The sequence below is a fragment of the Winogradskyella sediminis genome (genome assembly GCF_003387355.1).
Taxonomy (GTDB): Bacteria; Bacteroidota; Bacteroidia; order Flavobacteriales; family Flavobacteriaceae; genus Winogradskyella; species Winogradskyella sediminis.
This window is the reverse complement of sequence record NZ_QUNH01000001.1, coordinates 1,571,974-1,598,526: the sequence shown is the minus strand read 5'-3', so window position 1 is coordinate 1,598,526 and position 26,553 is coordinate 1,571,974. Positions and strand designations below refer to the sequence as shown.

Here is a 26,553-nt window from a genome sequence, read left to right as displayed (position 1 = left end):
AGGTTATAGTCTTAATAAAAAGTTCTCTTTATTTAAGCCGCTGGTATGATACTGCCAATTGGTAGTGACGACTTCTGAAAGTACTTTTTTTAGTTTTTCAAAATCATTAGGTTTTTTAATATAGACATTAGCACCTATAACAAAAGTGTTTTCAATATCTTCTTCAGATGCTGATGTTGAGTAAATAGCAATCGCCATATCTTTAAAGCGTTGAGATGCTTTAATCTCTTTTAAACATTCTAATCCCGATTTCTTTGGCATATTGAGATCTAGAAACAATAAGTTTGGAATCGCATTATTAGAATCATCTAAATAATCCATTAACTCTATACCATCCTTAAAAAGTGACACTTTACTTTTCACTTTCAACTCTTCAAAAGCCTCAGTAAAAAACAATCTGTCGTCTTCATCATCATCAGCCAAGGCTAAATTAATATAATCGCTATTCATTTATACAAACTTACAGTTAGGTTAATTTATTTGTTTTCGTTTTGCAATAATACGCTGAAAAGCTGACGGAGTAATACCCGTTGTGTTTTTAAATTGTCTACTTAAATGGGCTACACTAGAATAGTTGAGTTTAAAAGCTATTTCAGTTAGCGAAAGCTCCTCTTTTGTAAGTAATATTTTAGTGTATTCTATTTTCTGTAAAATAATAAAATTTTCGATAGAAGTATAAGTGACTTCAGAAAATAAATTAGACAGGTAGCTATAATTCTCATTTAGCTGCTCTGCTAAATATACTGAAGTCTTTACGTTGATATCTTTTTCATTAAAGACCATATCTACTATAACATCTTTTATTTTTTGTATCACAATCTTTTTAGGATCCTTTACGACATCGATTCCAAAATCATTAATATCATTATAAAATAAATCCAGTTTTTCCTCTGATACTTTATCTAACAGCTCTATTTCACCAAACGCTGTTTGCTGATACTTGAGCTGATGCGCTTCCAATCGCTGTTCTAAAACAGCATTGCAAACTTTGGTAAAATCAAATTTTAACAATAATTTCATTGTATAGATTTGCGCTTAAGGTTGAACAATGGAATAATAATTCAAATTTACTGCTAAAATTCACATTTTTCACCATATTATTTTACTGAATTCATAAAATACAAATAACATACGGGTTACATTTAATTTAGAATTTAACGTAACGTAAGAAAGCCGATTATAAAATCGGCTTTTCTGAGATTATATTTTAGCTATATGTAGCTATATGTCTAAAATTCTGAATACTTAAATTTTTGACCTCCAACAGAAACATCTGCCATAGCACCAGCTTTCGATTTTACAAAAGTGATAACTCCGTCGTTATAATTGGCTTTTTTACTTGCTCCTTTATCTACAATAACCGCTTTGGCTTCTGCAGAAAACTCAAAGTTTCCTTGTTTAAATTCATTAAGAGCCTCTTCTGTTTCAAAGAAAATTACTTGCATATAAGCTTCTCCACCTGCTTGTAGTCCGATATCTAGTTTTTTCATATCAGCCATACCTTTAGGCATACCATTTTCATATACAACACCATTACCTGATGCTGCACCGACAACCAATGCTCCTTCTCCAACATTAGGAAATACAACATAACCAGATGAATTGTTAAAGAATTTCTCTAAGCCAATATCCGACTTCTTTAAAGTTGAAATTGCTTTTTCGGCATCTTTCATAACACGCCTATCATCGTTATTTTGGGCAAATGCAAACACTGTTACAAACATTAACGCCATCGTTACTATAAAGTTTCTAATTTTCATAATTTTAAATTTATTGATTAAACATTTATTTTATGTAAAGGGTCACAAACACATTATTTTAAGAGTGCGCTGTAACTCTTACTTTCTTACCGTAAAAGTATAGGTAAGGGCTAGAATTAATTGATGCAAAACAATAGATTATTGATGCTATTAGTGAAAACATAAAAATAACAGACGCCTATTTTTTATATCTCCTAAACCTTAATTACAATAAAGTTGTTTAATTTTATCTTCTCGAAGCAACTAATTAATAATAAATTGAAGTTCCTATCTCTTTTCGTATTTCTAATTTGTGTACAAGGCATGTACGCCAACCAAAGTTTAGATTCACTTGTATCTGCTTTAGAATCTAAAATGGATAAACGAGACGTTTTCGATCAACAAAAAGAAGAACGTATTAAAATTCTTAAAGAGAAAGCCGCTTCAACAACAGCTTTACGAGAAAAGTACTTAATCTTAAATGAAATTATTGATGAATATGAATTTTATAGTTTTGACAAAGCTTTAGAATACCTTGAAAAAAACATTAAAATTGCCGAAACTCTTAATGACGACATTTTCCTTAACAAATCTAAATTATCATTAAGTCTTTTACTTGTAGACTCAGGTCGTTATAAAGAATCAATCGATGCATTAAATGAAATAAAACGCGATTCTCTACCTGCTTCATTAATCAATAATTATTATATAGCTTATAAGGAAGGATATTCTGGCTTATCCTATAACACAACTGTTGTACGAAGTAAGGTTAATTATTCAGAATTATATACTGCTTACCAAGATTCACTTTTAATAAGATTAGATCCTAATTCTGAAGAGTCTCTACGTCTGAAAGAAAAGCAATTTAGAGATAGCCGACAATTACCTGAAGCATTAAAAATTAACTCTCAACGTCTTACAAATGTACAAATGGGCTCTAGAGGTTTTTCTTTAATTACTTTTGAAAGATCATTATTATACGAACTAAAGCACGACAAAGTAAATCAGAAAAAATACCTTATCCTGTCTGCTATGTCAGATATTGAAGCATCAGTAAAGGATAGTGCCTCCATGGGAGTTTTAGCAAGTATCATGTTTCAAGAAGGAGATATAGAACGTGCTCATCGGTATATTAATTTTTCGTTTGATGATGCCGATTTTTATAATTCACAATTACGCTACGTCAACATCGCTAATAATTTACCGATGATTACTAAGGCTTATAACGAGAGGAGTGCCAAACAGAAAGAGAAACTTAAAAACTATTTAATCTTTATAAGTATACTCGCTGGTTTTTTAAGTCTTGCCATTTATTTAGTTTTTAAACAAGTTAGAAAAGTTGCTGATGCCAGAAATAAACTAAAACTAGTAAATGAGCAACTACAAGATTCTAACTTAAAATTGAATAATTCAAATAAAGAATTAAAACAACTCTATTTAGAACTTTCAGAATCCGATAAAGTAAAAGAGTATTATGTGGGTACATTTTTAAACCTCTATTCTGAATACATCGATAAATTAGATGCGTATAGGAAACTTGTCAGAAAATATATCGTTACAAATAAAACCCAAGAGCTTTTAGAACTTACAAAATCTAAACAAGTGGTTGGTGCGGAAATAAAACTGTTTTACAAAAATTTTGATGAATCCTTTCTTCATATTCACCCTAATTTTATCGCTGAAGTTAATAAACTCTTAGTTCCAGAAGGGCAATTAATCGTAAAAAAGGGAGAAGCGTTAAATACAGAATTGCGCATTTTGGCTTTAATTAGATTAGGGATTACCAACAGCTCTAAGATCTCAAAAATTTTAAGATATTCTGTAAATACCATATATAATTACAGAGTAAAGGTTAGAAATAACGCCATTGGCGACCGAAATTCTTTTGAAGACAAAGTAAAAAATCTAGACTAAAATTACATATACGGTAATTTTACCCTTGCAATTTTGTCAAATTCACACACATTTTACTACTTTTTTTCAAACATAATCTACCTTTTTCACAATCCCAAAAAGACACAACAAACTAAAAACAAGACGATTAATAAAAAATCACGTCTCATTTTTACTACTTTTTTACTACACGTCATTGTTTAACGCTCCATTATGTAATTAATTTGTAGAAGATGTAAACCCAGTATTAAATCTGCGATAATTTACATCAACACTAAATAGCCATAATAAATAAACAATGAGTAGTATTAAAGGAATACAAAAGACAGTAATTCTATTAGCTATGCTGGTGATATCTACCGTGCATGCTCAAGAAAAAACAATTAGTGGTAATGTTACAGATTCAGGTGGACTTCCAATACCTGGTGTTTCAGTTATTATTAAAGGTACAACAACAGGTACAACAACAGATTTCGATGGCTTTTACCAACTAAAAGGATCCTATACAGACACTTCTATTGTAGTATTTTCTTACATAGGAATGACTACAGTAGAGCGCCTTGTTGGCACCGAAGATGAAATTAACGTGGTCTTAGAAGAAGATCTACAAATGCTTAACGAAGTTGTTGTTGTAGGTTACGGTACCCAAGAGAAAAAAGATATAACAGGATCGGTATCCATTGTAGATTCGGAATCCTTTGAATCTCGGCCAAATACGCAAGTCGGCTCATTATTACAAGGGCAGTCTGCTGGTGTGCAAGTGACGTCTAATTCAGGGAAACCTTCTGCCGGATTCAGTATAAGAATTAGAGGTACCAATTCTATTAATGCAGGTAGCGAACCACTTTATGTTGTAGATGGCGTCCCTACAACCGATACCAGATCTATAAATCCTTCAGATATAGATAGCATTTCTATATTAAAAGACGCCTCTTCAACAGCTATTTATGGAGCGCAAGGTGCTAATGGTGTCGTCTTAATTACAACAAAACGTGGTACCACTGACAAGCCAAAGATTAGTCTCGATACTTACACAGGTTTTAACGAAGTCTGGAAAACAATTTCTGTACTTAACGGAGAACAATACAGAGACTTGATGACCGAAATGGGATTAACTACAGATTGGGACAGTTATACAGAACGTACAGATTGGCAAGATGAAATTTTCCAAAGTGGGTTTTCACAAAACTATCAGCTTTCATTATCTGGAAGAAGTGATGGCACTAATTATTATGTTTCTGCTGGCTATGTCAGTCAAGAAGGCGCCATTAGAAGTTCTGAACTAGACCGTTCTAACTTTAAAATCAATTTGGATCAAAAAGTAACCGATTGGTTAAAAATTGGAACCAGAATTGCATACACGTCCTATAGAGACGTCGACATTACAGACAATACAAATGTTAATTCTGGTGGAGTATTGTTAGGTGCATTAACCACACCCTCAATTATTGGTATTTATAATGAGGACGGCAGCTTTACGAGTAATCCCTTTCAAAATTGGGAAAACCCTTTATCTAGTACAGATGGTAGCGAGCGCGAATATAATAGCCAACGACTATTAGGAAACATCTATTTAGATGCAACATTTCTAAAAGATTTCACCTATAGATTTAATTACGGTATTGACAACAGTAATGGTATTTACGATTTCTTTCTAGACCCTTTTAGAACAGGTTATGGAAGAGCTTTAAATGGGCAATCTATAAATACAACCAATAGCACCAAATACTATATCGTAGAAAACACACTTAACTACAAGAAAAACATTAATAAACATAATATTGAAGTACTATTGGGCTCAGTAAATCAAAAGTACTTATGGGAAAATAGCTCTATAGAAACTCGAAACTTTGCGAGTGAATCTGTAACCACACCAAATGGCGGTTCCGAAATATTTGGAGCTTCAGCTACTAAATCTGAAAAATCAAATACCTCATTTATAAGTAGACTAAATTATGCCTTTGATGACAAGTATTTGTTAACCGCTAATTTTAGAGCAGATGGCTCTAGTACATTTGGTCCCGATGAACGCTGGGGTTACTTCCCTTCGTTTTCCTTAGGATGGAGAGTTTCTAATGAAAACTTTCTAGAAAACGTAGATTTCATCAGCGATTTAAAAATCAGAGCAGGTTGGGGAATTGTTGGTAACGACCAAATAGGTAACTATGCCTATTTAGGTACTGTTGGTAGTGGTGCTAATTATCCAATTGGAGGTGTCGCTCAACCAGGCACATATCCTGGTACTATAGAAAACTTGTCTTTAAAATGGGAAGAGTCTGAACAAACTAATGTGGGTATAGATATTCAGTTTTTAGATAATAGAATAGGATTTACAGCCGACGCTTATGTAAAAAACACCTCAGACTTGCTTTTAAATGCACCTTTACCAACCTCTACAGGCTTTAGCTCTGCCATTCAAAATATCGGGGAATTACAGAATAAGGGATTAGAGTTTACACTTAACACAAAAAATATACTATCAGATAAATTTGAATGGTCCTCAGGCTTCAATATTTCATTTAACGAAAATGAAGTTACCAATTTAGTTGGGCAAGAATTATTACAAGGAAGTATTGCAGGACGCGGAGAAGCCACATTAGTTAAAGAAGGCTTACCATTAGGCACATTGTACGGTTATATTTTTGGAGGGGTTGATCCTACAACAGGAAATGCTTATTATATTAATCAAAACGGCGAATCAACGTTTACACCAGATGCAGATGATCGTGTAATTATTGGAGATGCTAATCCTGATTTCTTTTATTCCGTAACGAATACAATTTCATATAAAGGTTTTGACCTATTTGTGTTTTTGCAAGGCTCACAAGGCAATGACATTCTCAATGCTACCAGAATTGAATTAGAAGGTATGTCTGACCCTAAAAACCAGTCTACAGAAGTTCTAAATAGATGGAGACAACCAGGTGATATTACTGATATCCCAAGATCTAGTTTTGGTAACACAGATAATTCAAGAATCTCAACACGCTTTGTAGAAGATGGTTCTTACCTAAGATTTAAAGCCATTACCTTGAGTTATAATTTTCCTGAATCTATGATTCAACATGCCAAACTAAGCGCCTTAAAACTTTACGTTACTGGTGAAAACATGTTTACCATCACCAACTATTCTGGTTATGATCCTGAAGTAAATTCATTTGGGTCGAGCAATACCGTTAGAGGAATTGATTTTGGTACATATCCACAAACTCGAAACCTCATCTTTGGTATGAGTGTTACATTTTAAAAATATTCTCAGTTATTATGAAATACAATAAATATTTAATTACCGTATTACTTTCAATCTCAATATTTTCATGTGAAGATTATTTAGATTTGAAACCTATTTCAGAAGAAACAAGTGGCAATGCTTATGAGTCTGCCGGTCAGATTGAAGCCGCACTTGTTGGAGCATACGAATCGTTTCAATCAGCAGAATATTATGTTTGGGACAATATTTTACTTCAAGATGTAAGGTCTGATAATGCTTATGCAGGTGGAGATAATCCCGAAGTTTTTCAATACGATTATTTGGAGATTACTCCAACCCATTCAAGATTATTTACACATTGGTCTAATTTGTATAATGCCATTTCTAAAGCCAATTTAGTGATTGAACGTGTGGATGGTATTTCAGACCCATTACTTACCGAAGAACGAAAACAACAAATTAAAGGTGAAGCTCTATTTCTTAGATCTTACCACTATTTTACATTGGTAAAACTTTGGGGCGGTGTTCCTTTAATCACAAATACCATCGTAGCAGTAGATCCTGGAAGTGTAAATATTCCTAAATCTAGCGTTGAAGAAATCTATTCACAAATTACAACCGATTTAGAAACTGCTGCAAGCCTATTGCCAGACACCTATGGAAATGATGCTAGTGTAAATAAAGCCAGAGCAACTTCTGGAGCAGCACACGCGTTAGCAGCCAAAGCATACGCGCAACAACCTACTCCTAATTATGATGCTGTATTAGATCATATAAATGCCGTAGAAAGTAGTGCCGCTAACTACGCGCTGATAGATTACAATAATCTTTTTGATGGCAATAATTATAACAATGCCGAATCTATTATAGAAATTCAGTATTTGGGTGGTGTTGAAGGCAACTATGGTCCTCAACTACTATTACCACCATCCGTCTCTGGCGACTCTTGGCGAAAATTTGTTACTCCTTCTCACGATTTAATAAATGCGTTTGATGAGCAAGGTGATGATGTAAGAAAAAATGCCTCTGTACTTTTTGAGGAAGCACCTTGGGTTGATGAGTTTTGGGAAAACAATCAAGGCAGTGCTATTCCTTTTAGTTACAAATGGAAACATGCTGATGGTTGGGCTAGCGCTGATCGTCAGTATTTATTACGATATGGTGATATTGTTTTATTAAAAGCTGAAGCACTCAACGAATTAGGACAGTTAGAATCTGCAGCTACCGAAGTGAATAGAATTAGAAACAGAGTGTCTTTACCAGACTTAACTCCAGAGCAAAAAAGCTCTCAAAGCGCACTAAGAACTACGATTTTAAAAGAACGTCGTTTAGAATTATTTCAAGAAGGACATCGCTGGGATGATTTGGTTAGATATAATGTTGCCGTATCTACAATGAATAATTTGGTTGAAATAGACTTAAGAAATAACAGCCCTGTAAATTATAATATGACCGAAGCAAAAATACTATTGCCAATTCCACAACAAGAATTAGATAGAAATACAGCATTGACTCAAAATCCTCTATAAAAAACAGTTATGAAAAAAATATATAAACACCTTTTGCTTTTTGCTATAGCTTCTATGGCTATAACCGGATGCGAAAAGGATGAAAACATGCAACCCGAAGGTCAATGGGACTTAATCGCACCAACGATTACGCTTCCAGCCGCAGATCAAAGTATTATACTAGATCAGGAAACACCTAACGAAACTATAACCTTTAGTTGGGAACCTGCAATTTCTACTGCAGGCTATGCCATTACTTATGCAGTGGTTATAGACACTTTGGGTTCCACTAATTTTGATACGCCAATTTTTGAAGTCGCATCGAGCAATTCTGGAAGTAGCACATCTGCCGTGGTATCTTTCGCAGAAATAGATGAAGCCTTATCCGTTTCTGGCTATACTGCAAACGAAAGCACTCCATTAACATGGGCTGTAAAATCGATGAGTTTGAGTAAAACAGCATACACTTCTCAAACCATAGACATCACACGTTTTGAAGATGAAGTTATCCCAACCAGATTATACATTTCGGGTACAGCTACAGAAAACGCTAATAATCTATCTGAAGCCATTCAACTAAAACGTTTAAATAATTCTGAAGGTAACCCTTCCAACATACATGAAGTTTATACGAGCTTAACCGCAGGAAATTCGTTTAAATTTTACAGTGAAAATACTTTACCAGCACATCAATACGGTGGATCTGATGGAGAACTGGTTAAATCTGGATTACCAATTACAGCCACAGAAAATGGGGTTTATAGAATTACCGTAAATCTTGACGATAACACATATAGCCTATTAAAAATAGACTATTGGAGCATGGTCGGCCAGCCAATTAATGGTGGTTGGGGAGGAGATGAACCACTCTCTTACCAAGGCAATAGTATTTGGAGTGCAACTATTGAGCTTGTTGATGTTGGCGGCTTTCTTTTCCGAGCAAATGGAGATTGGTCTTATTTATTAAAAAGTATCGTAGGCGCACCAAGTTCATTAATTATGGAATCTCAGGCAGCAGACCAAGGTGTCGAATTCGAAGATATTCAATCTACCCAATTAGGAACTTTCCTAGTCACTCTAGACCTATCTGCAAATGGTTACACCTACACTATTGAAGAAGATACCTCTACACCTCCTACTCCACTTACAACACCAGATCAATTGTATTTATTTGTCAATGGCAATATGATTGAAGAGCTTGCTAAGGATGGTGATACGTTTACCAACAGCGCATACCTCGCACTTCAGGTTGGCGATGTTGTCTCTTTAAATACGGCCTCAGATGGTTCTGGAGACACATTTACAAGCACAATGAGTATTGGGTCGACAACTTCACCAGATGCCGCTTTGGTTAGCGAAGGTGCAACATTAACTGCTGGTCTGGGAGACATTGTAGTGGATAGAGATCAAGCCTATGGATTTACAATCAATTTTGCGAATGCAAATTTTCAATGGAAATATTACAATTTATTCCTGTTCCATTGGGATGAAATTAACCAAGGATGGGATAATAGAAATGAATTTTTAATGACTTATGTCCACCCTAACAGTTTTACGCTCACAGAAACACTTTCAGCAAATTATGACATGAAGTTTTTCTCACCATGGGATAATGATTTTGGTTCTGAATCTCCGAGCGAGCTATCTGGAACAATTACCAATGGTGGTGGTTCTAACATAAGAAATATATCTACAGATGGCACTTATACAATTACAACTATGATAAGTGACGATTACGCAACAGGTACATACGAATTTGTAGCCCAATAAAAAACGATGATAACAATGAACATTAGTATAAATAGCACAAACATGAAATTAATTTTAATTCTTCTAACTTTTTTAGGAGTAGCACAAGGATGCGATGATACAGATAACACGTATTACCCTCCACCAGAGCAATCAGAGGTAGGAGTAAATTACTATTTAACCACACCAGATCAGTCCAACTTATTAGCATTACAGACAAATAATATATTTCCATTATCAGATAATAACAATTTTACAATAAGTGTCTCTGAAAGTACCACCTATCAAGAAATGGATGGATTTGGGTATACATTAACAGGAGGAAGTGCTGCGTTAATTAATAGTATGTCTACTTCTGCAAAAGAAAATTTATTACAAGAGCTTTTTGGCACAGGTGAAAACAGTATCGGAGTCAACTATTTAAGAATTAGTATTGGATCCTCGGATCTAGATGCCACAACCTTTAGTTACAACGATTTACCTGCCGGACAAACCGACGAAGATTTAACTAGCTTTTCATTGCAACCAGATATGGCAAATCTCATTCCCATATTAAAAGATATTACAGCCATAAATCCAAATATAAAAATCTTAGGTTCACCTTGGTCTGCTCCAACTTGGATGAAAACAAACGGCTCAACTATAGGCGGTGAACTCTTACCTCAATATTATGACACCTACGCGAACTACTTTGTAAAATACATCGAAGGCATGGCTGCAGAGGATATTACTATTGATGCCATCACTATTCAAAATGAGCCAGAAAATCCCCATAATAATCCAAGTATGGTGATGACTGCGGAACAGCAAAAAACCTTTATTCGAGATCATTTAGGACCAACATTTCAAGCAGAAAACATTACAACTAAAATCATTCTGTTCGATCATAACTTAGATCACCCTGAATATCCGATTTCAATTTTAAATGATGCGGCTGCTAAAAGTTATATCGACGGTTCTGCGTTTCATTTATACGCAGGTCAGATCGATAATATGTCTTTAGTTCACAATGCGCATCCTGATAAAAATGTTTATTTCACGGAACAATGGGTTCAAGCGCCTGGAGATTTTTATTCAGATATAAGATGGCATATTAGAGAATTAATTGTTGGAGCACCAAGAAACTGGAGTAAAACGGTTTTAGAATGGAATTTAGCTGCAGATCCAAATAGTAATCCGCACACAGACGGTGGATGCACCGAATGCCTAGGCGCCATTACTATTGACGGAAATACTGTAGAAAGAAATCCTGCTTACTACATTATTGCTCATGCCTCAAAATTTGTTCCGGCTGGTTCTGTTAGAATAGAATCTAATTATTCTACAGAATTCCCAAATGTAGCTTATAAAACGCCTGAAGACAACATTGTGGTCATTGTATTAAATAATTCTGATACACAAAAAACATTTAACCTAAACACACCTCAAGAACCCATTACAGCGATACTACCAGCAGGATCTGTTGGAACTTTCGTATGGTAAACTAAATACACTACTTAATGATGATAAAAAAAATCATATTCGGCTTAACCGGAATCCTACTAGCTTCATGCGATAACGACATAGATAGTACTAAAACAACCGCAAACACAGAATCCAAAACTAAGAACAGTGAGGTTTTTACACCAACACAAGCCACACTGTATACCACGGCAGAAAACACAACATTACGATTATCTAACCAAGGAGTATCAACATTTACCGAAGCCACACAGCCATTAGAAACCGATATTGCTGTATTTGTAAATCCTAATAAAAGTTTTCAATCCTTTATTGGTATTGGTGGAGCAATCACAGATGCTTCTGCTGAAGTCTTTGCAAAATTAAGTGCTGATAAACAAAACGAATTGCTTAACGCGTATTATAGTGAAGATGGAATTAATTACAACATCATTAGAACCAGTATACACAGTAGTGATTTTGGCTCAGAAAGTTTTACATACATTGAAGAAGGGGATGCCGATTTAAATACATTTTCTATAGAAGCCGATAGAAAATTTAGAATTCCTATGATAAAAAGAGCGACGGGATTAATCGGTGACGATTTAATGTTTTACGCTAGTCCGTGGAGTCCTCCTGCTTTTATGAAAACCAATAAAAACATGCTTCAAGGTGGAAAATTACTACCAGAATACAATCAAAACTGGGCTAATTACTATGTAAAATTTATAGAGGCTTATGAAGCTGAAGGGATCCCTGTTTGGGGAGTCACTCTTCAGAATGAACCAATGGCAACCCAACGTTGGGAATCTTGTATCTATACCGCTGAAGAAGAACGCGATTTTCTAAAAAATTATTTAGGACCAACATTTGAAAAAGCCGGCTTAGGAGATAAAAATATTGTGGTTTGGGATCATAACAGAGATTTAATCTCGCATCGTGCTAATGTTATTTTTGAAGATCCTGAAGCTTCTAAATACGCTTGGGGAATTGGGTTTCACTGGTATGAAACTTGGACAGGTGGTGATGCTAAATATGACAACCTAGGGAGTATTAACGAATCCTTTCCAGACAAAAATTTATTATTTACGGAAGGGTGTCAAGAAAAATTTGACGCTACAGCGTACCAAAGATGGTCTAATGCTGAACGTTACGGCAACTCTATGATTAACGATTTTAATCATGGCACAGTAGGTTGGACCGATTGGAATATACTATTAGATCATACTGGCGGACCTAACCATGTTCAAAACTTCTGTTTTGCACCAATCCATGCAGATACTAGAACTAACGAACTGATTTATACACCTACCTATTATTATATAGGTCATTTTTCAAAATTTATTCAACCTGGCGCAAAACGTATTAGCACTACCACCAGTAGAAGTACTATTGAAAGTACTTCATTTCAAAATCCTGATGGCAAAATTGTAACTGTTGTCATGAATAAAACAGAAGCACCTATTGACTATAAGCTCATTGTAGGTACACATGAAATTACATATAAAATTCTGCCCCATGCAATTCAATCTCTAATTTATTAATTTTTAAATCACATTATTATGAAAAAAAATTACGTTAATTATTTGATGGCTTTTTTTGTACTGCTATCATATCAAGCTTTTTCACAAGTAGATGTTACCTTTAAAGTAGATATGTCTTCGGAGACAGTGAGTGCAGACGGAGTACATGTTGTAGGATCTATAAACGGATGGAATACCACAAGCAATCCACTTACACAAGAGGGATCTACAAGTATTTATTCTGCCACGATACAAGTCAATCCAGGTTGGCATGAATTTAAATATCTAAACGGTAATGCTTGGGGAACAGAAGAAGCCGCAAATTTGCCATGTGCTGCGTCAAATGGTAACCGATTTCTATTTATTAACGAGTCGGGGGAAGCTGTAAACTTAACTCCAGTACCATTTGGTGGATGTAATGACACCTCTACAGGATTTACTACCACATTTAATATTGATTTATCTAATGAATCTTCCTTATCCGAAAATGGAGTTCATATGGCAGGATCATTAAATGGTTGGTCTACAGATAATTTACAGCTTGTTGACCAGACAGGAGGTATTTACAGTGTTGAACTTAGATTACCCACTCCAGCAGATTACCCTGTAACTTACGAATATAAATACCTTAATGGTAATGCTTGGGGAACAGATGAAACACCAGATGCATCATGTGAATATGTTGTAGAAAACAACAGACTCATCACTGTAACTAGTTCAGGAAGCGTAATAAATGATGTATTTAATGGTTGCAGTACCGTACTAGGTTTAGAGGCTGTGAATGTTGCAAACCCAATACGATTAGTATACCACAAAAATACCAGATCGATTGAATTCTTTAATTTAGATACTACAGCTAATATCACTTCCATACGCGTATTTGATATAAATGGTAAGCTTATTAAAAACAAGCAGCAAAAAGAAACACTTTCAGGCGAAACTATTAGCTTTCAGTCGGATACAAATGGTATTTATTTTGTTCAGATTGCTAATAATTCTTCCCTGACTGTTCAAAAAATTATAGTGTACTAAAATAAAATAACCCCTTCTTAATAACGCAAGCACGCTCTATAGTACTATACTCATAGAGCGTACTTATTTTTAGACCAATTCCAACTTTATTGTAATCAATTACATCACACTCTTAGATTTCATCTCATAAATTGTTTCTGCACAATGAATTATTTCGATTAAATAATCAATTTTATTTATTAAATTAGTTGTTGATCTTGTAGAGAAAGTAGACTTCTAAGTAAAGAAATTACGTTATACGAACCTGTAATCATATACATTAATATGCACGGAAATAAATTACCTCATAGTAGATTAATATACATTTTAGCCATTTTGAGTTGCGTTCTATTTTGTTTTGGTGGCCTATCAATCATTTTAGCTATAATAGCTTTTATTCTTGCTAAAAAATCAGAGCAGATATACAAACAAAACCTAGAAGCTTATAATAATATTAAAACTATACAAAAAGGAAAATTTATTGCCATTGTAGGCATAGTTTTAAATATAATAGTAATAGGAATCACCATTTGGACTTTAGCAACCATTGGATGGGATGCTTGGTCTGAAGAGTTTCTTAGAAGATGGAATGAAGGATTACAAAATAACAGACCGTAACTCTACTATTTCTTCAGACCTTAGATGATCTAATAACATCGATTAAAATAGATAAGACTATCTGTAGTGATAAATCATCATAATGTTTTAAGAGTTGAAAATATTAAAGCAATAACAATAGCTTATCATAATAAGCCAAGAAGCCCTAAATATAAAGCATAAAAAAACGGTTTAGCGTGAACTAAACCGTTAATAAAAAGCTTTCGCCTTGTAGCGGGAACTGGACTCGAACCAGTGACCTTCGGGTTATGAGCCCGACGAGCTACCTACTGCTCTATCCCGCGATTTAATCTTAAAATGATTTTCTTAGCTTTTAACTTTCGGTTCATAATGCCGACACCATCATTTTAGGACTGCAAAGATAATACTTATTTTGATATATGAAAGAATAAATAAAAAAAATAACGCTCTAATTTTTTAAAGAGCGTTATTACATTAAAATTATATTACGGCAAAAAATTAATTTTCTTCATCTTCTTCAGCGTCTAAGGTTGCTAAAGCGCCATTTCTATTGACTTCATCTAAATCGAAATCTACGATATTTGGAAGCTTATCTTTTAATGCTGCAAAATTACCCTTAAACTGATTTTGACCTAACAATAATGTTTTTAAGTTGGTTAGTTGGGCTAATTCATTTGGAATATCTCCATAAAAAGCATTATTAGATAATACTAACTCTTCGAGATTTGCTAATCCTCCAATCGATGATGGTATATTTCCTAATAACTGATTATCAAAAACGCTTAATACCTTTAAAGATTTTAAACCCGATAAATTTGATGGCAGTGTACCTCTTAATTGATTACTACTTAAAATTAAAGTCTCTAGATGAGTTAAACGAGCTATAGACTCTGGAATCTCACCTGTAAAATCATTATTAAATAACTCTAATGATTTTAAATTAGTGAGTTGACCAATATCTGCAGGAATTCTACCACTAAATATATTTGAGAATAATTTTAGCTCTTCCAAATTAATCATACGCACTAAAGAACTTGGTAACTCACCACTCAATTTATTAAAAGATAGATTTAGAATCTTTAAATCAGATAATTTAGAAATTGACTCAGGAAGTGTACCTTGAAGGCCGTTAAAACTTAAGTTAATGGCAACAACTTTATCATTTTCGATAGTTAAACCATACCATTTTGAAACGGGTTGATCTAAATCCCATGAGTGACTCCAAGAATCACCGTTGGTTGAATTGTATAAATCTACAAGTGCGGCTTTTTGATCTTTAGAAACTTCTGCAAAAGCATAAATAGAAATTAAGCAGAATACTAATGTTATTTTAAGTGTCTTCATAGTGGTTGATTTTTTGTGGAGGGACACAATAACACCACGAATATAGGCGTAACCACTTTTAAAAGCAAATTTATTCGACGAAATACACTATTTTGCTAAAATTAATAATAAAACTGCTAAGAACACAAATAGTCATTGTTCAATACTTGTGCCTAGGAAACTAGCTATTTCTCCATTTTTTGTATGTGCTTTTATTTGAATGGGGTTACAACACGTTTCGCAATCTTCAATATAACTTTGATAGCTTTGAGACAAGTCTACTAACATCGAAATTTGTTCCCAGCAATATGGATATTGAAAGAAGTGTTCATCCATAATTGACTCTTCTAAAATTGAACATTCAATAGTTCACCACTAATCTGAAGTATTTCCAACTCGGATAATTTCGCAGCGAACTTGGCTTGATTTCGGCTTAATTCGGCATTGAGTAAATTTACTTGTGCTTGTCTAAATTCAATAGAATTGACCTGTCCGATTTTGAATTTCTCTTGTGTACGATCAAAATTATTCTGAGCTGTGACTATATTTTTTTCTTGAATGTTATAAATTTCTAATTTATTCTGATAATTATCCCACGCATTATTAAAATCCCTTTCAATATTTAGTAAAATACGTTCCTTTTCAAGCTTTTGTGTTTCTAAATTTATTTGGGCATTTTTTACTCGAGTTATCGTGGCGCCACCATCAAATAAATTCCAACTTAAACTAACACCTGCCGTTAAGCCAGTACTTGTAGAAACCGCTAAAAGTGATACCGCATTATTATCACTCTGATTCCATCCATAAGAGCCCGATAAACCAATAGTAGGTAAATAGGCCGATTTTCCGGAATTAATATCTAATTCACTAATCAAAATATTCTTCTCTGTTTGAAGTAAAGCTACATTTCTAGATTTAGCTTTTTGTAATAAACTATCTTTTTGAAACTGAAGTGCGAACTTCACCTCTGTTTCTACATCAAAATCATTAATGTAAGTTTCGCCTAATACTAATTTTAAATCGCGCTTAGCAACTTTTAAATCTTGTTTTGTATTAATAATATTAATACTATCGGTATTTATATCTACTTCTGCATTTAAGACTTCTAACTTAGTATTCTGACCATATTCAAATTGATATTCCGCTCTTATTAATCTGTCTTTGGTATTTTGTAAGGTCTCTTCAAGTGCATTTAAGTTATCTGAGAGTTGAGCTACGTTATAATACACAGAAAATAACTGAAGTATGGTGGTTTCTATAGTTTCTCTAGCTTGTAATTCTGATAATTGGTATTGCTCTTTTAAGCGTTTGTAATTATAGCGTCTGCCTAAGCCATCAAAAATTGTATAGTTTAAAGTAATACTGGCATTATAATTAGAACTTTCAGCACCATTTAATACAGCATCTGGACTACCATCAGAAAATTCAGCTTCAGTATTATCTAAGTTATAATTTGCTCCTGCACTACCCGTAAGGGTTGGTAAAAATCCTGTATTAAGAATACTAGTGTTATTCTCGGCAACTGAAACCGCATTTTTTGCGATTTTTACACCATAATTATTTTCTAAAGCTTTAGATACAGCCTGGTCTTTTGTTAAAACTTCTTGTGCTTGCAAACCAATGCAGCATACAAAAAACAAAAAGGTAAATATGTATTTAGTGTTCATTTGCTTCATTTTGTTCTTTTATGGCACGTTCTACTTCTTCTTTAGTGACCTTATTTCCTGTAACAAGCCATTTACTATTCGTTTTAATGGTATTACTAAATGATAAAAATAAAGGCAGAACCAGCAATGTTAAAATGGTGGCATAAGCGATTCCGAAAGAAATAGAGATTGCCATTGGTTTTAAAAATTGGGCCTGTCTACTTTTTTCTAATAATAAAGGTGCTAAACCTGCCACTGTAGTTAACGATGTTAAGAAAATAGCTCTAAAACGCGATTTTCCAGCTTCAGAAAGGGCCACATCAAATGGCATTCCTTCCTTTAAATTACCATTAAACTTCCCAATGAGCACCAAACCATCATTCACCATTATACCAATTAAAGCTATGATTCCTAGTAATGATAAAATATTCACTTGAAATCCTAATATCCAGTGTCCCCAAGCTACTGCAGTTAAACTAAACGGAATAAGTAATAAGAGCAATAAAGGTTGCGAATAACTTCTAAACGTAAACGCTATAGTGATATAAATTAATAATAAAATAATAGGACCGGCAACGGATAACGAACCAGTTAATTTATCTGCTTCTCGATTTTGCCCTTCAAATGATGCATTAATAGTTGGGTATTTCGATTGTAATTTAGGAATAAATACTGTTTTAATATCGTCTAAAATATCAGTATTACTTGTTCTAGGGTCTTTTAAATCTGCATACACTTGAATCTCGCGCTTACCTTCTAAGTGATTAATGGCCACATCTCCTCTTACGATGCTATAATTTGCAATATCCTTGAGCGTCACGCGTTCACCAGTTGGTGTAACGATTCGCATGGCGTCTAAATCATTAATGGAACTTCTATTTTCACGATCATAACGTACCCAAACTTTAATTTCATCTTGTCCACGTTGAAAACGCTGAGCTTGAGCACCGAAGAAACCAGAACGTACCTGAGACATAACTGTTCTTAAATCGAGACCTAATAAATACGCACTCTCTTTAAGCTCTAAACGTATCTCTTTTATACCTGCAGGATCGTTGTCTCCAATATCTTTAAGTAAAGGATTAGATTCTAAATACTTTTTAAGCTCTAGTTTAGATGCTTTTAGCTCTTCAATATTATTACTTAGTAACGATACCGAAACCGGACTTCCTCCAAAATTACCACCTGAACCATAAATAAGGCGTTCAGTTCCTATAACAGGGCCAACCAATTCTTCTAATCTATTGGTTACTAAATCCGCTTTAATTTCATCTGGTCGCTCTTCACCTGGCAAAAGGTTAATTCTTAATCTGGCACTAGAACTGCTGCTGATATCAACAATAGTATTTTCGAATAATTGTTTTCCGGTACCTTTTAGATATTTCTCAGTAAGTTCTTCATTAACGATAAATGACTTTTCTTCAATCATAGAAATGATAGAATCAGTAATTTTTACATTTGTACCTGCAGGCATTACCAATTCAATATTGGCAGCATCACTTGCTATTCTAGGAAAAATAGTAACACCTATAATACCACCTCCAAGAGAACCAAGGGTTAAAACCAACAGCGCAACAAAAATACCTAGTGATAAAATTTTAAAGCTTAATACAAAATTCAAAGCCGGAGTATAAACTTTATCTCTTAAAAACGACATAAAACGATCACCACCTCGATTGAGGTTTTTCATAAATGAGAAAAACTGTTTTATTTTAGACGGATTGTCATCCACTTTCTGAGCTCGTAATGCTTTAGAATGTGCTAAGTGAGCCGGTAAAATAACTAGAGCTTCAATTAACGATACTATTAAGGTTAATATCACAATGACCGCTACCTCACCAAAAAACTCTCCAATTCTACTATCTAAAAAGAAGAATAAAGAAAATGCTAAAACTGTAGTAAGAATTGCTGAAACCACTGGTGGAATAACCTCGAGAGTTCCATCTATTGAAGCTCTAATCGGTGACTTTCCTTTTTCATAGTGTTGGTAAATATTCTCTGCGATAACAATCGCATCATCAACTAAAATACCAATAACGATTATCATTCCAAAAAGTGATAATACATTGATGGTAACATCAAATTGAGATGCAAACATAAACATCCCCAAAAACGATATCGGCAATCCGAAAGCAACCCAAAGCGCTAATCTTGTATTTAAAAATATCGATAAAAACAGTAATACCAATAACATACCTGCAATGGCATTTTCTGCTAACAATTGCGTACGTTGGTTTAATGTAATCGATCTATCATTAACCACTTCTAGTTGTACATTGTTGTACATCTGATTGTACTCTTCAATGTATTCATTTACCTTATCTGCGGACGAAATTAAATCCTCGTTATTTGTACTGGTAACGGCAATATTAACCGATAAATTCTGATTAAAATATGTGGCATTCGGAGTTTCTGAAAAACGATCTCTAATTACAGCAACATCTTTTAATCGAATTACTTTACCATCAGAAGATGCTCTTACAATAATATTTGAAAGTTCCTTGCCATAATACTGACGATTGTTAGCTCTAATTAAATACTCTTCGGCAACGGTTTTTACATTTCCACCTGTTACTAAAATATTTGAACTACTCACGGCTGAAGCCACCTCGTCGAAGGTAAGGTTGTACGCTAATAGATCTAATTCATTAACTGCAATTTCTATTTCTTCTTCAGGAAAACCAGATAATTCAATTTGAGAAATACCTTTAATACCTCTTAAATCGGTTTCAATCTGACGAGCTAATTGTTTAAGCGTAACTAACGGAATATTTTTTCCGCTTATAGCAAATGAAATCGTTTCTCTTACAATTTCTTGTTTAGAAACTACCAATGGCTCCATACCTGTTGGAAAAGAAGGTACTCTATCTACCGCATTCTTAACTTCTAAAAGCATGAAATCGATATTCTCACCCTTTTCAATCTCTACAGTTATGGTTCCACTATTTTCTAAGGACGTGGACGTTACTCTATCTACACCTCTTAGTCCCTTTAGATTATCCTCAATTTGAAGTACAATACCTTCTTCTATTTCTTGAGGTGAAGCACCAGGATAGTTAATATTTACGGTAATAATCTTGGTTTCATTAAGCGGAAAGAATGATGACTTCAGTGAAAGCGCTCCAATAAGACCAAAAACAATAAAAGCAATAATTAGTACATTTACTGCTACATGATATCTTATAAAATATTCAATTATCTTTCTCATTACTGAACAGAATCAGAGGTGTTATCACTATTTACTGCGCTTTTTACATGCATACCTGCATAAGCACCTGGAACAGGTTTTCTTAAAATTATAGTACCATCCGGAACCGCTCTTAACACCACACTAGTATTAGAAAAATGAACGGGTTTTACAGGAATAACATCAAGTAAGCTATCTTTTATCACATAAATTTCTTCAGTATCTAAGAGAAGATTTCTATCGATTTCTATTGCATTATCAACCTTATTAGCATTTAAATTGGCTTCAAGATACATGCCTTCTTTAAGATCCTCATGTTTCACCTCAATATAAGCGGTTATCGTCTGAGTTGTAGCATCTATACTACCATTAACTCGAGACACTTTGCCTTCATAAGTTTTAGTACGATCTAAATTTGTTAAAGTCACAGCTTCACCTTCTTTTAGAATATCGGCAAACGACTTACTTACCGCTACTTCCATTTCGTAAACGGATGGATTGATAAATTCCCCTAATTTCTGACCGTTTCTAACTAAGGTGCCCTCTGTTACTAAGGCTTCGGTTAATATACCTGAAAATGGAGCAATAATTCTATACTTAGTGAGTCGTTGTTCTAAGTTCCTTACATTGTAATACGTACTAACGATACCTCTACCGGTAATAAAGTAATTTTCTTTTTCCCCTGAAATTTCTGGAAGGGTTGGCGTTGTTTTATTTAAATCGAAGTTATTTAAATACGTTTGCCACTTTTGAAATACATCTGGAAAATCTAAACGTAAATCTGGCATTATCGCAGCAATACTATTATAAAGGTCACTTTTAGCAGACTGCACACTAGCGTAGTATTCTGAGGCATCTAATCGAATTAATGTCTCTCCTTTATTGAATTTCTGGCCTGGTTTAAATAATTTTGAACCCGTTTGAAATAAACCTTGCACTTCAGAATACAACTCTACGCGTTGTAAAGCAGTTAAATTTCCATTCGCTGAAATAACGATTGGAATACTCGAGTTTTTTACTGTATCTACCAAAACCGTTTTAATAACCTTAGGTATTACAGGTTTGGGTTTGTTTTTGTTATCTATAAGATAATTTGCAAAAATAATGGCACCTATTATCAGTGCAACTCCTAAAACAGATAGAATAATTTTTCTTAACATAAGCTCGTTGTCGTCAATAAATTACAAAACTAACTTTATCGACATGTGCTGACGTTAAAAAAATCTTAATTATTCTTAGGAAAGCGCCTCTAATTCAAACTGAACAGCTTCCCAATCTTCCATGAGTTTGCTTAACATTTTTTTCTTGTCTTGGTAATCATCAAAAAACTTAGGATCTGATGCCGTTTTATCGTAATCTGTTTCTAGTCTAAGGTCATCGGATTTAATGTCCTTTTCTAACTGACTAATTTTAGATTCAATATTACTTAACTTATTATTTAAGGATTTTAATTTCTTTTGGTCTTCGTAACTCTGCTTATTGCTTTCTTTAGGTTTATCTGCAACTACCGTTCGTTTTTCAGCTTCTCTTAGATTTTCGAGATTACGTTGTTCTAAGTAAAAATCAATATCACCTAAATACTCTTTAATATTTTGATCTTTAAACTCGTAAACCGTATCTGTTAACCCTTGAAGAAAATCTCTATCGTGAGATACTAAAATTAAAGTGCCTTCAAACTTAGTTAAGGCTTCTTTTAAAACATTTTTAGATTTAATATCTAAGTGATTGGTAGGCTCATCCATAATAAGGACGTTTAAGGGTTGTAGTAACAACTTCGCTAAAGCTAAACGATTTCGTTCTCCACCCGAGAGCACTCTCACATATTTATCTGCTTCTTCTCCTCTAAACAAGAATGAGCCCAATATGTCTCTAACCTTACTTCTATTTGTTTCATTAGCAGCATCAATCATGGTATCTAAAACGGTTTTATTTCCATCTAGATACTCGGCTTGGTTCTGGGCAAAATAGCCAATCTGTACATTATGCCCTAACTTTAATGTCCCTTCATGTTCTAATTCACCAACAATTATTTTAGCCAAGGTTGACTTTCCCTGACCGTTTTGTCCCACAAAAGCAGTTTTAACATCCCTAGGCACACTTAAACTAACATTGTGTAATACCTGTAAATCACCATAGCTTTTAGACACATTTTCTAATTCTACAACAACTTTACCAGGAGTAATTGAAACCGGAAAATTTAAAGACATTACACTATTGTCGTCTTCATCAACTTCAATTCGATCTATTTTATCTAATTTTTTAATCAGAGATTGCGCCATGGTAGCTTTAGAAGCTTTGGCTCTAAATTTTTCAATTAGTTTTTCTGTTTGCTGAATTTGTTTTTCTTGGTTTTTCTGAGCTGCTAATTGTTGAATTTTCATCTCTTTACGCAACTCCAAAAATTGTGAATAAGGTTTACTATAATCGTATATTCTTCCTAATGAAATCTCAATAGTTCGATTTGTAACATTGTCTAAAAACATTTTATCATGAGAGACAATAACCACTGCTCCACTATAGCCTTTTAAGAAATTTTCTAACCAAATAATAGATTCTATATCCAAGTGGTTTGTTGGCTCATCTAAAAGTAATAAATCATTATTTTGAAGTAAGAGTTTAGCCAACTCAATTCGCATTCTCCAACCTCCAGAAAAAGTATCTGTTAATTTATTAAAGTCTTCACGTTTAAAACCTAATCCTTGTAGAATTTTCTCAGTTTCACCTTGGTAATTATAACCTCCAAGTATTTCATATTGATGTTGAATATCATTCAAATCTACCATTAGCTGATGGTAAGCTTCACTCTCATAATCTGTACGCTCTGCTAATTGCGTATTAATTTCCTCAAGTTTTACCTCACATTTTTTAATCTCCTTAAAGGCTTGGTAGGATTCTTCTAATACGGTTTTTCCTAAGTCGAAATCAATATCTTGTTTTAAGAAACCGATATTCATATCCTTATCTGCAGCCATTTGGCCAGAATCTGCTTCTTGCTCTTTAGATAAAATACGTAACATGGTTGATTTACCTGCTCCGTTTTTTCCGATTAAACCAATGCGGTCACCAAGACCAAGCTTAAAAGAAATGTCTTCAAAAAGATATTCTCCTTGAAAAGAAATAGAAAGGTTATGGATATTTAGCATAAGTTTTGTGAATATTACGATTGTATTTACGTTACAATTGTTACAGTGCTTCAGTTATATTATTTTATCTTCGCAATGTCTTAGAAAACGCAAAAGTAAAGGTTTTAGTTATGATTAGAAAAGGAATGAAACTTTATAGTATTCTTTTTGGTGTATGTCCAAAATGTCATCAAGAGTCCATGTATCAGAATAAAAATCCTTATGTACTTTCTGAAGTAATAAAAATGAAAGAAAGTTGTTCTCATTGTCAAACCAAATATCAGATTGAACCTTCTTTTTTCTATGGTTCAATGTACGTCAGTTACGCTGTTGGTATTGCCTTTGCAGTCGCTGCCTTTATTATTAGTTATAATATATTAGGGTCGTCATTAACTGTAGCATTTATTGCTATCGTAGCCACCCTAATTGGTTTTATGCCGATAATTATGCGATTATCTCGTAATATCTGGATCAATCTCTTTATGAGTTACGATAAAGAACTCGCTAAAAAATCTGGTGTAAAATCTGCAAAGCAGTAATTAACCAAAACGATGAATATCTATTTCAGGATCTAAGGAGTTGTTATATTCAATTAGCTCAAACAATTTCTCAGCTACGTAAGGTGCAATCATAACTCCTCTTGTCCCAAGCCCATTAAGTACATATAAATTGGCATGTGTAGCGTGCCTACCTACTAATGGCCGTCTATCTTTAACTGTAGGTCTTACTCCTGCAATATGATTAATCACCTCGAAATCGCATGTTATAAATGTTTTTAATTTTGAAATCAGTTCTTCCTTTGCAGCAACTGTAGGAGTATTTGATTTGTCGGTATTATTATAAGTAGAACCTACATTATATAAATCGTCACCTAAAGGAATGATAAATACGGATGATTTAATGGCATAGTCAATTTTTAAATCTGGGGCTTTAATAGTTAATATTTCACCCTTAGAACCAGTTAAAGGAATGGTGTTGAAATACGGATTATGTTTAACACCGAAGCCTTCTGCAAATACAATCTGTTTCGCCTTTATATTCCTATAAATAACGTCAACTTCATTAGTTTGAAAAGCACTATACATAAAGGTTTCCTCTAAAAGTTGCTCTTTAGATTTTAAAAAGTTTTTATAGCATGTAATAAGCTTCTCTGTATCTAAACGACCAGCATGTAAAACTTCTCCAAAGCCAAAAGGAGCATCAATCTCTTTATTATTATTTGTAATCAGTTGTAAAGCTAAATAAGGCTCTAATGATGGTTTATCTGAAGCCGTAAACCATTTATTCTGTTCTTGAATAGACGTAAAACGTCGTAGAATTCTTAATTTATAATCTATTTTAATCTTAAGTTCGTTTTCTATGTTAGTATATAACGGCATGGCTAATGTGAGTTGTTCTTTTGCTTTCCAAACTTCAGAAAAACGCTTTAAAATTACAGGATTATATAATCCGGCTGCCACAATAGAGGACTGTTGAGAACTATCATCAAAAACCAAAAACGTCTTATTATTAGCTCTTAATTTCTCACAGAAAGCGATACTTGCCAATCCACACCCAACTATAATATAATCTACTTCTTTCATAGCTACGAAAATATCAAAAAGATTGCTGTCAATAACGGAATGATAAATAAAAAACGCCCACTTTCTAAGTGGGCGTTTATATATATTATGTTCAAGTTAACTAGTAACTCCACATATCTTGTTCAAAGTTTCTGATCTTATCTTTGATACGTTCAGATTCTAAAAGCTGCATTAACGCATTTTCTGCAACATACTCTTTTACTTCTCTATCACCATACACATTTTCTTCTTTGTAGATTACACTACTAAAGCGTCTACTGTTTAATAAATGATCGAAAGATAATGGTACAGCACTATTCTTATTGTTGAAAGCTTTTGCTTCGTGCAGAATATCTCTTATCTCTGGAAAGAATATCCAAAATAAACCGATAGGCTCTTTATTAGCTTCGTCATCAGAATCGATAAAGTTAACATCTGGTGCTGCTGGTGCAATACCTAAGATACGATACTTTAATTCTCCTTGACGCTTGTCAAAATACCAAAGTCCTTTAACTAAATAAGAATTAATATCTGCAGGACCAATTTCTCTACGGATTTTATATTCTTCTGGCACTAAAGCCGTATCAGTAACACCTTCAGCATTCATCCAGTCAATACCAACATCAGTAATTCTCTCCATTACTAAAGCAGGAGCCAAATCTTCCATAGTACGTTCCTCAGTGAAATACGCATCAGCATATACTTTTGGTATCGTTCCATTAGTAATATTTTCCATAAGCACCATATACAATGATTTTCTATCATCACCTAGGTTCTCCTCAATAGGAAAATATAAAGGAAAATTAGCACGCTCATCTAAAACAATCTTTTCCCAAGTCATTTTTGAAAATAAGATATCTCTATCACCAACATATCCATACTCTAAAGGCTTATCGTTATCTAGAAGTAACTGCGCTTCAGTTTTCATACCAATTTCTTCTGGTATTTTTGCATTTAGGATATTAGCCTGTGCAAACATACTGTTTGCGGCTAAAACACCTAATCCTATACATAAAAAGCTTTTTAAATTCATCTTATCGTTTATTATAATTTGGGATTT

At 33.8% G+C, this 26,553-nt stretch carries 20 protein-coding genes and 1 tRNA gene; 9 read left to right on the top strand and 12 right to left on the bottom strand.

Features of this window, described 5'->3' with window-relative positions; all coding sequences use genetic code 11:
- Positions 1 to 3: 3 nt before the first annotated feature.
- The 3 genes from C8N41_RS06765 to C8N41_RS06755 all read right to left on the bottom strand — a co-directional run bounded on the left by C8N41_RS06765 (position 4) and on the right by C8N41_RS06755 (position 1,760).
- The gene (locus C8N41_RS06765) at positions 4 to 450 is read right to left on the bottom strand and encodes a response regulator (RefSeq protein ID WP_115838662.1); all 447 of its coding nucleotides are present in this window, start codon (positions 448 to 450) and stop codon (positions 4 to 6) included.
- 21 nt (positions 451 to 471) lie between these two features.
- Positions 472 to 1,020, bottom strand: a complete 549-nt coding sequence (locus C8N41_RS06760) for a helix-turn-helix domain-containing protein (protein ID WP_092447716.1) — start codon at positions 1,018 to 1,020, stop codon at positions 472 to 474.
- Positions 1,021 to 1,229: 209 nt separating this feature from the next.
- A complete protein-coding gene (locus C8N41_RS06755) occupies positions 1,230 to 1,760 on the bottom strand; it encodes a lipid-binding SYLF domain-containing protein (protein WP_115838661.1) in 531 nt (176 codons plus the stop codon).
- A gap of 303 nt (positions 1,761 to 2,063) precedes the next feature.
- Here C8N41_RS06755 and C8N41_RS06750 point away from each other — a divergent pair, with 303 nt between their 5' ends.
- The 8 genes from C8N41_RS06750 to C8N41_RS06715 all read left to right on the top strand — a co-directional run bounded on the left by C8N41_RS06750 (position 2,064) and on the right by C8N41_RS06715 (position 14,692).
- Positions 2,064 to 3,653, top strand: coding sequence for a DUF6377 domain-containing protein (locus tag C8N41_RS06750; RefSeq protein WP_115838660.1), 1,590 nt, complete (start codon positions 2,064 to 2,066; stop codon positions 3,651 to 3,653).
- 277 nt (positions 3,654 to 3,930) lie between these two features.
- A complete protein-coding gene (locus tag C8N41_RS06745; protein ID WP_115838659.1) occupies positions 3,931 to 6,879 on the top strand; it encodes a SusC/RagA family TonB-linked outer membrane protein in 2,949 nt (982 codons plus the stop codon).
- A gap of 17 nt (positions 6,880 to 6,896) precedes the next feature.
- The gene (locus C8N41_RS06740; protein WP_115838658.1) at positions 6,897 to 8,372 is read left to right on the top strand and encodes a RagB/SusD family nutrient uptake outer membrane protein; all 1,476 of its coding nucleotides are present in this window, start codon (positions 6,897 to 6,899) and stop codon (positions 8,370 to 8,372) included.
- Positions 8,373 to 8,381: 9 nt separating this feature from the next.
- Positions 8,382 to 10,121 carry a SusE domain-containing protein gene (locus C8N41_RS06735; protein ID WP_115838657.1) on the top strand — a complete coding sequence of 580 codons (1,740 nt, stop codon included), beginning with the start codon at positions 8,382 to 8,384 and terminating at the stop codon, positions 10,119 to 10,121.
- A gap of 42 nt (positions 10,122 to 10,163) precedes the next feature.
- The gene (locus C8N41_RS06730; RefSeq protein WP_115838813.1) at positions 10,164 to 11,582 is read left to right on the top strand and encodes a glycoside hydrolase family 30 protein; all 1,419 of its coding nucleotides are present in this window, start codon (positions 10,164 to 10,166) and stop codon (positions 11,580 to 11,582) included.
- Between the two features lie 17 nt (positions 11,583 to 11,599).
- Entirely contained in the window at positions 11,600 to 13,084 is a 1,485-nt protein-coding gene (locus tag C8N41_RS06725; RefSeq protein WP_249033246.1) for a glycoside hydrolase family 30 protein, read from the top strand.
- An 18-nt stretch (positions 13,085 to 13,102) separates the two neighbouring features.
- A complete protein-coding gene (locus tag C8N41_RS06720) occupies positions 13,103 to 14,095 on the top strand; it encodes a T9SS type A sorting domain-containing protein (protein ID WP_115838656.1) in 993 nt (330 codons plus the stop codon).
- 264 nt (positions 14,096 to 14,359) lie between these two features.
- Positions 14,360 to 14,692, top strand: coding sequence for a CCC motif membrane protein (locus C8N41_RS06715; RefSeq protein WP_115838655.1), 333 nt, complete (start codon positions 14,360 to 14,362; stop codon positions 14,690 to 14,692).
- Between the two features lie 211 nt (positions 14,693 to 14,903).
- On the opposite strand, the gene C8N41_RS06710 is transcribed toward C8N41_RS06715, so the two are convergent.
- The 7 genes from C8N41_RS06710 to C8N41_RS06680 all read right to left on the bottom strand — a co-directional run bounded on the left by C8N41_RS06710 (position 14,904) and on the right by C8N41_RS06680 (position 23,952).
- Positions 14,904 to 14,976: transfer RNA gene (locus C8N41_RS06710), tRNA-Met, on the bottom strand.
- 175 nt (positions 14,977 to 15,151) lie between these two features.
- Positions 15,152 to 15,997, bottom strand: a complete 846-nt coding sequence (locus tag C8N41_RS06705) for a leucine-rich repeat domain-containing protein (protein ID WP_092444531.1) — start codon at positions 15,995 to 15,997, stop codon at positions 15,152 to 15,154.
- Positions 15,998 to 16,129: 132 nt separating this feature from the next.
- On the bottom strand, positions 16,130 to 16,312 hold the full coding sequence (locus C8N41_RS06700) for a CPXCG motif-containing cysteine-rich protein (protein ID WP_115838654.1): 183 nt from the start codon (positions 16,310 to 16,312) through the stop codon (positions 16,130 to 16,132).
- 11 nt (positions 16,313 to 16,323) lie between these two features.
- On the bottom strand, positions 16,324 to 17,643 hold the full coding sequence (locus tag C8N41_RS06695; protein WP_092447718.1) for a TolC family protein: 1,320 nt from the start codon (positions 17,641 to 17,643) through the stop codon (positions 16,324 to 16,326).
- Positions 17,633 to 20,830, bottom strand: a complete 3,198-nt coding sequence (locus C8N41_RS06690) for an efflux RND transporter permease subunit (protein ID WP_115838653.1) — start codon at positions 20,828 to 20,830, stop codon at positions 17,633 to 17,635. The genes C8N41_RS06695 and C8N41_RS06690 overlap by 11 nt, the downstream gene beginning before the upstream one ends.
- Positions 20,830 to 21,969, bottom strand: a complete 1,140-nt coding sequence (locus tag C8N41_RS06685; protein WP_115838652.1) for an efflux RND transporter periplasmic adaptor subunit — start codon at positions 21,967 to 21,969, stop codon at positions 20,830 to 20,832. The genes C8N41_RS06690 and C8N41_RS06685 overlap by 1 nt, the downstream gene beginning before the upstream one ends.
- Before the next feature lie 75 nt (positions 21,970 to 22,044).
- On the bottom strand, positions 22,045 to 23,952 hold the full coding sequence (locus C8N41_RS06680; RefSeq protein ID WP_115838651.1) for an ABC-F family ATP-binding cassette domain-containing protein: 1,908 nt from the start codon (positions 23,950 to 23,952) through the stop codon (positions 22,045 to 22,047).
- Between the two features lie 110 nt (positions 23,953 to 24,062).
- Between C8N41_RS06680 and C8N41_RS06675 the strand changes: the two genes are divergently transcribed.
- The gene (locus C8N41_RS06675) at positions 24,063 to 24,470 is read left to right on the top strand and encodes a DUF983 domain-containing protein (protein ID WP_115838811.1); all 408 of its coding nucleotides are present in this window, start codon (positions 24,063 to 24,065) and stop codon (positions 24,468 to 24,470) included.
- Here the strand turns inward: C8N41_RS06675 and C8N41_RS06670 are convergent, their stop codons facing one another.
- Together C8N41_RS06670 and porN are read right to left on the bottom strand one after the other, a co-directional pair.
- On the bottom strand, positions 24,471 to 25,514 hold the full coding sequence (locus C8N41_RS06670) for an NAD(P)/FAD-dependent oxidoreductase (RefSeq protein WP_115838650.1): 1,044 nt from the start codon (positions 25,512 to 25,514) through the stop codon (positions 24,471 to 24,473).
- A 100-nt stretch (positions 25,515 to 25,614) separates the two neighbouring features.
- Positions 25,615 to 26,526 carry a type IX secretion system ring subunit PorN/GldN gene (gene porN, locus C8N41_RS06665; RefSeq protein WP_092444543.1) on the bottom strand — a complete coding sequence of 304 codons (912 nt, stop codon included), beginning with the start codon at positions 26,524 to 26,526 and terminating at the stop codon, positions 25,615 to 25,617.
- Between the last annotated feature and the right edge of the window lie 27 nt (positions 26,527 to 26,553).

What these genes read in the sequence shown, in the direction of transcription:
- C8N41_RS06725 (WP_249033246.1), top strand. Translation starts at nt 11,600, where the DNA reads ATGATGATAAAAAAAATCATATTCGGCTTAACCGGAATCCTACTAGCT.
- C8N41_RS06670 (WP_115838650.1), bottom strand. Translation starts at nt 25,514, where the DNA reads ATGAAAGAAGTAGATTATATTATAGTTGGGTGTGGATTGGCAAGTATC.
- C8N41_RS06765 (WP_115838662.1), bottom strand. Translation starts at nt 450, where the DNA reads ATGAATAGCGATTATATTAATTTAGCCTTGGCTGATGATGATGAAGAC.
- C8N41_RS06735 (WP_115838657.1), top strand. Translation starts at nt 8,382, where the DNA reads ATGAAAAAAATATATAAACACCTTTTGCTTTTTGCTATAGCTTCTATG.
- C8N41_RS06740 (WP_115838658.1), top strand. Translation starts at nt 6,897, where the DNA reads ATGAAATACAATAAATATTTAATTACCGTATTACTTTCAATCTCAATA.
- C8N41_RS06685 (WP_115838652.1), bottom strand. Translation starts at nt 21,969, where the DNA reads ATGTTAAGAAAAATTATTCTATCTGTTTTAGGAGTTGCACTGATAATA.
- C8N41_RS06720 (WP_115838656.1), top strand. Translation starts at nt 13,103, where the DNA reads ATGAAAAAAAATTACGTTAATTATTTGATGGCTTTTTTTGTACTGCTA.
- C8N41_RS06695 (WP_092447718.1), bottom strand. Translation starts at nt 17,643, where the DNA reads ATGAACACTAAATACATATTTACCTTTTTGTTTTTTGTATGCTGCATT.
- C8N41_RS06730 (WP_115838813.1), top strand. Translation starts at nt 10,164, where the DNA reads ATGAAATTAATTTTAATTCTTCTAACTTTTTTAGGAGTAGCACAAGGA.
- C8N41_RS06755 (WP_115838661.1), bottom strand. Translation starts at nt 1,760, where the DNA reads ATGAAAATTAGAAACTTTATAGTAACGATGGCGTTAATGTTTGTAACA.
- C8N41_RS06690 (WP_115838653.1), bottom strand. Translation starts at nt 20,830, where the DNA reads ATGAGAAAGATAATTGAATATTTTATAAGATATCATGTAGCAGTAAAT.
- C8N41_RS06705 (WP_092444531.1), bottom strand. Translation starts at nt 15,997, where the DNA reads ATGAAGACACTTAAAATAACATTAGTATTCTGCTTAATTTCTATTTAT.
- C8N41_RS06715 (WP_115838655.1), top strand. Translation starts at nt 14,360, where the DNA reads ATGCACGGAAATAAATTACCTCATAGTAGATTAATATACATTTTAGCC.
- C8N41_RS06675 (WP_115838811.1), top strand. Translation starts at nt 24,063, where the DNA reads ATGATTAGAAAAGGAATGAAACTTTATAGTATTCTTTTTGGTGTATGT.
- C8N41_RS06680 (WP_115838651.1), bottom strand. Translation starts at nt 23,952, where the DNA reads ATGCTAAATATCCATAACCTTTCTATTTCTTTTCAAGGAGAATATCTT.
- porN (WP_092444543.1), bottom strand. Translation starts at nt 26,526, where the DNA reads ATGAATTTAAAAAGCTTTTTATGTATAGGATTAGGTGTTTTAGCCGCA.
- C8N41_RS06745 (WP_115838659.1), top strand. Translation starts at nt 3,931, where the DNA reads ATGAGTAGTATTAAAGGAATACAAAAGACAGTAATTCTATTAGCTATG.
- C8N41_RS06700 (WP_115838654.1), bottom strand. Translation starts at nt 16,312, where the DNA reads ATGGATGAACACTTCTTTCAATATCCATATTGCTGGGAACAAATTTCG.
- C8N41_RS06760 (WP_092447716.1), bottom strand. Translation starts at nt 1,020, where the DNA reads ATGAAATTATTGTTAAAATTTGATTTTACCAAAGTTTGCAATGCTGTT.
- C8N41_RS06750 (WP_115838660.1), top strand. Translation starts at nt 2,064, where the DNA reads ATGTACGCCAACCAAAGTTTAGATTCACTTGTATCTGCTTTAGAATCT.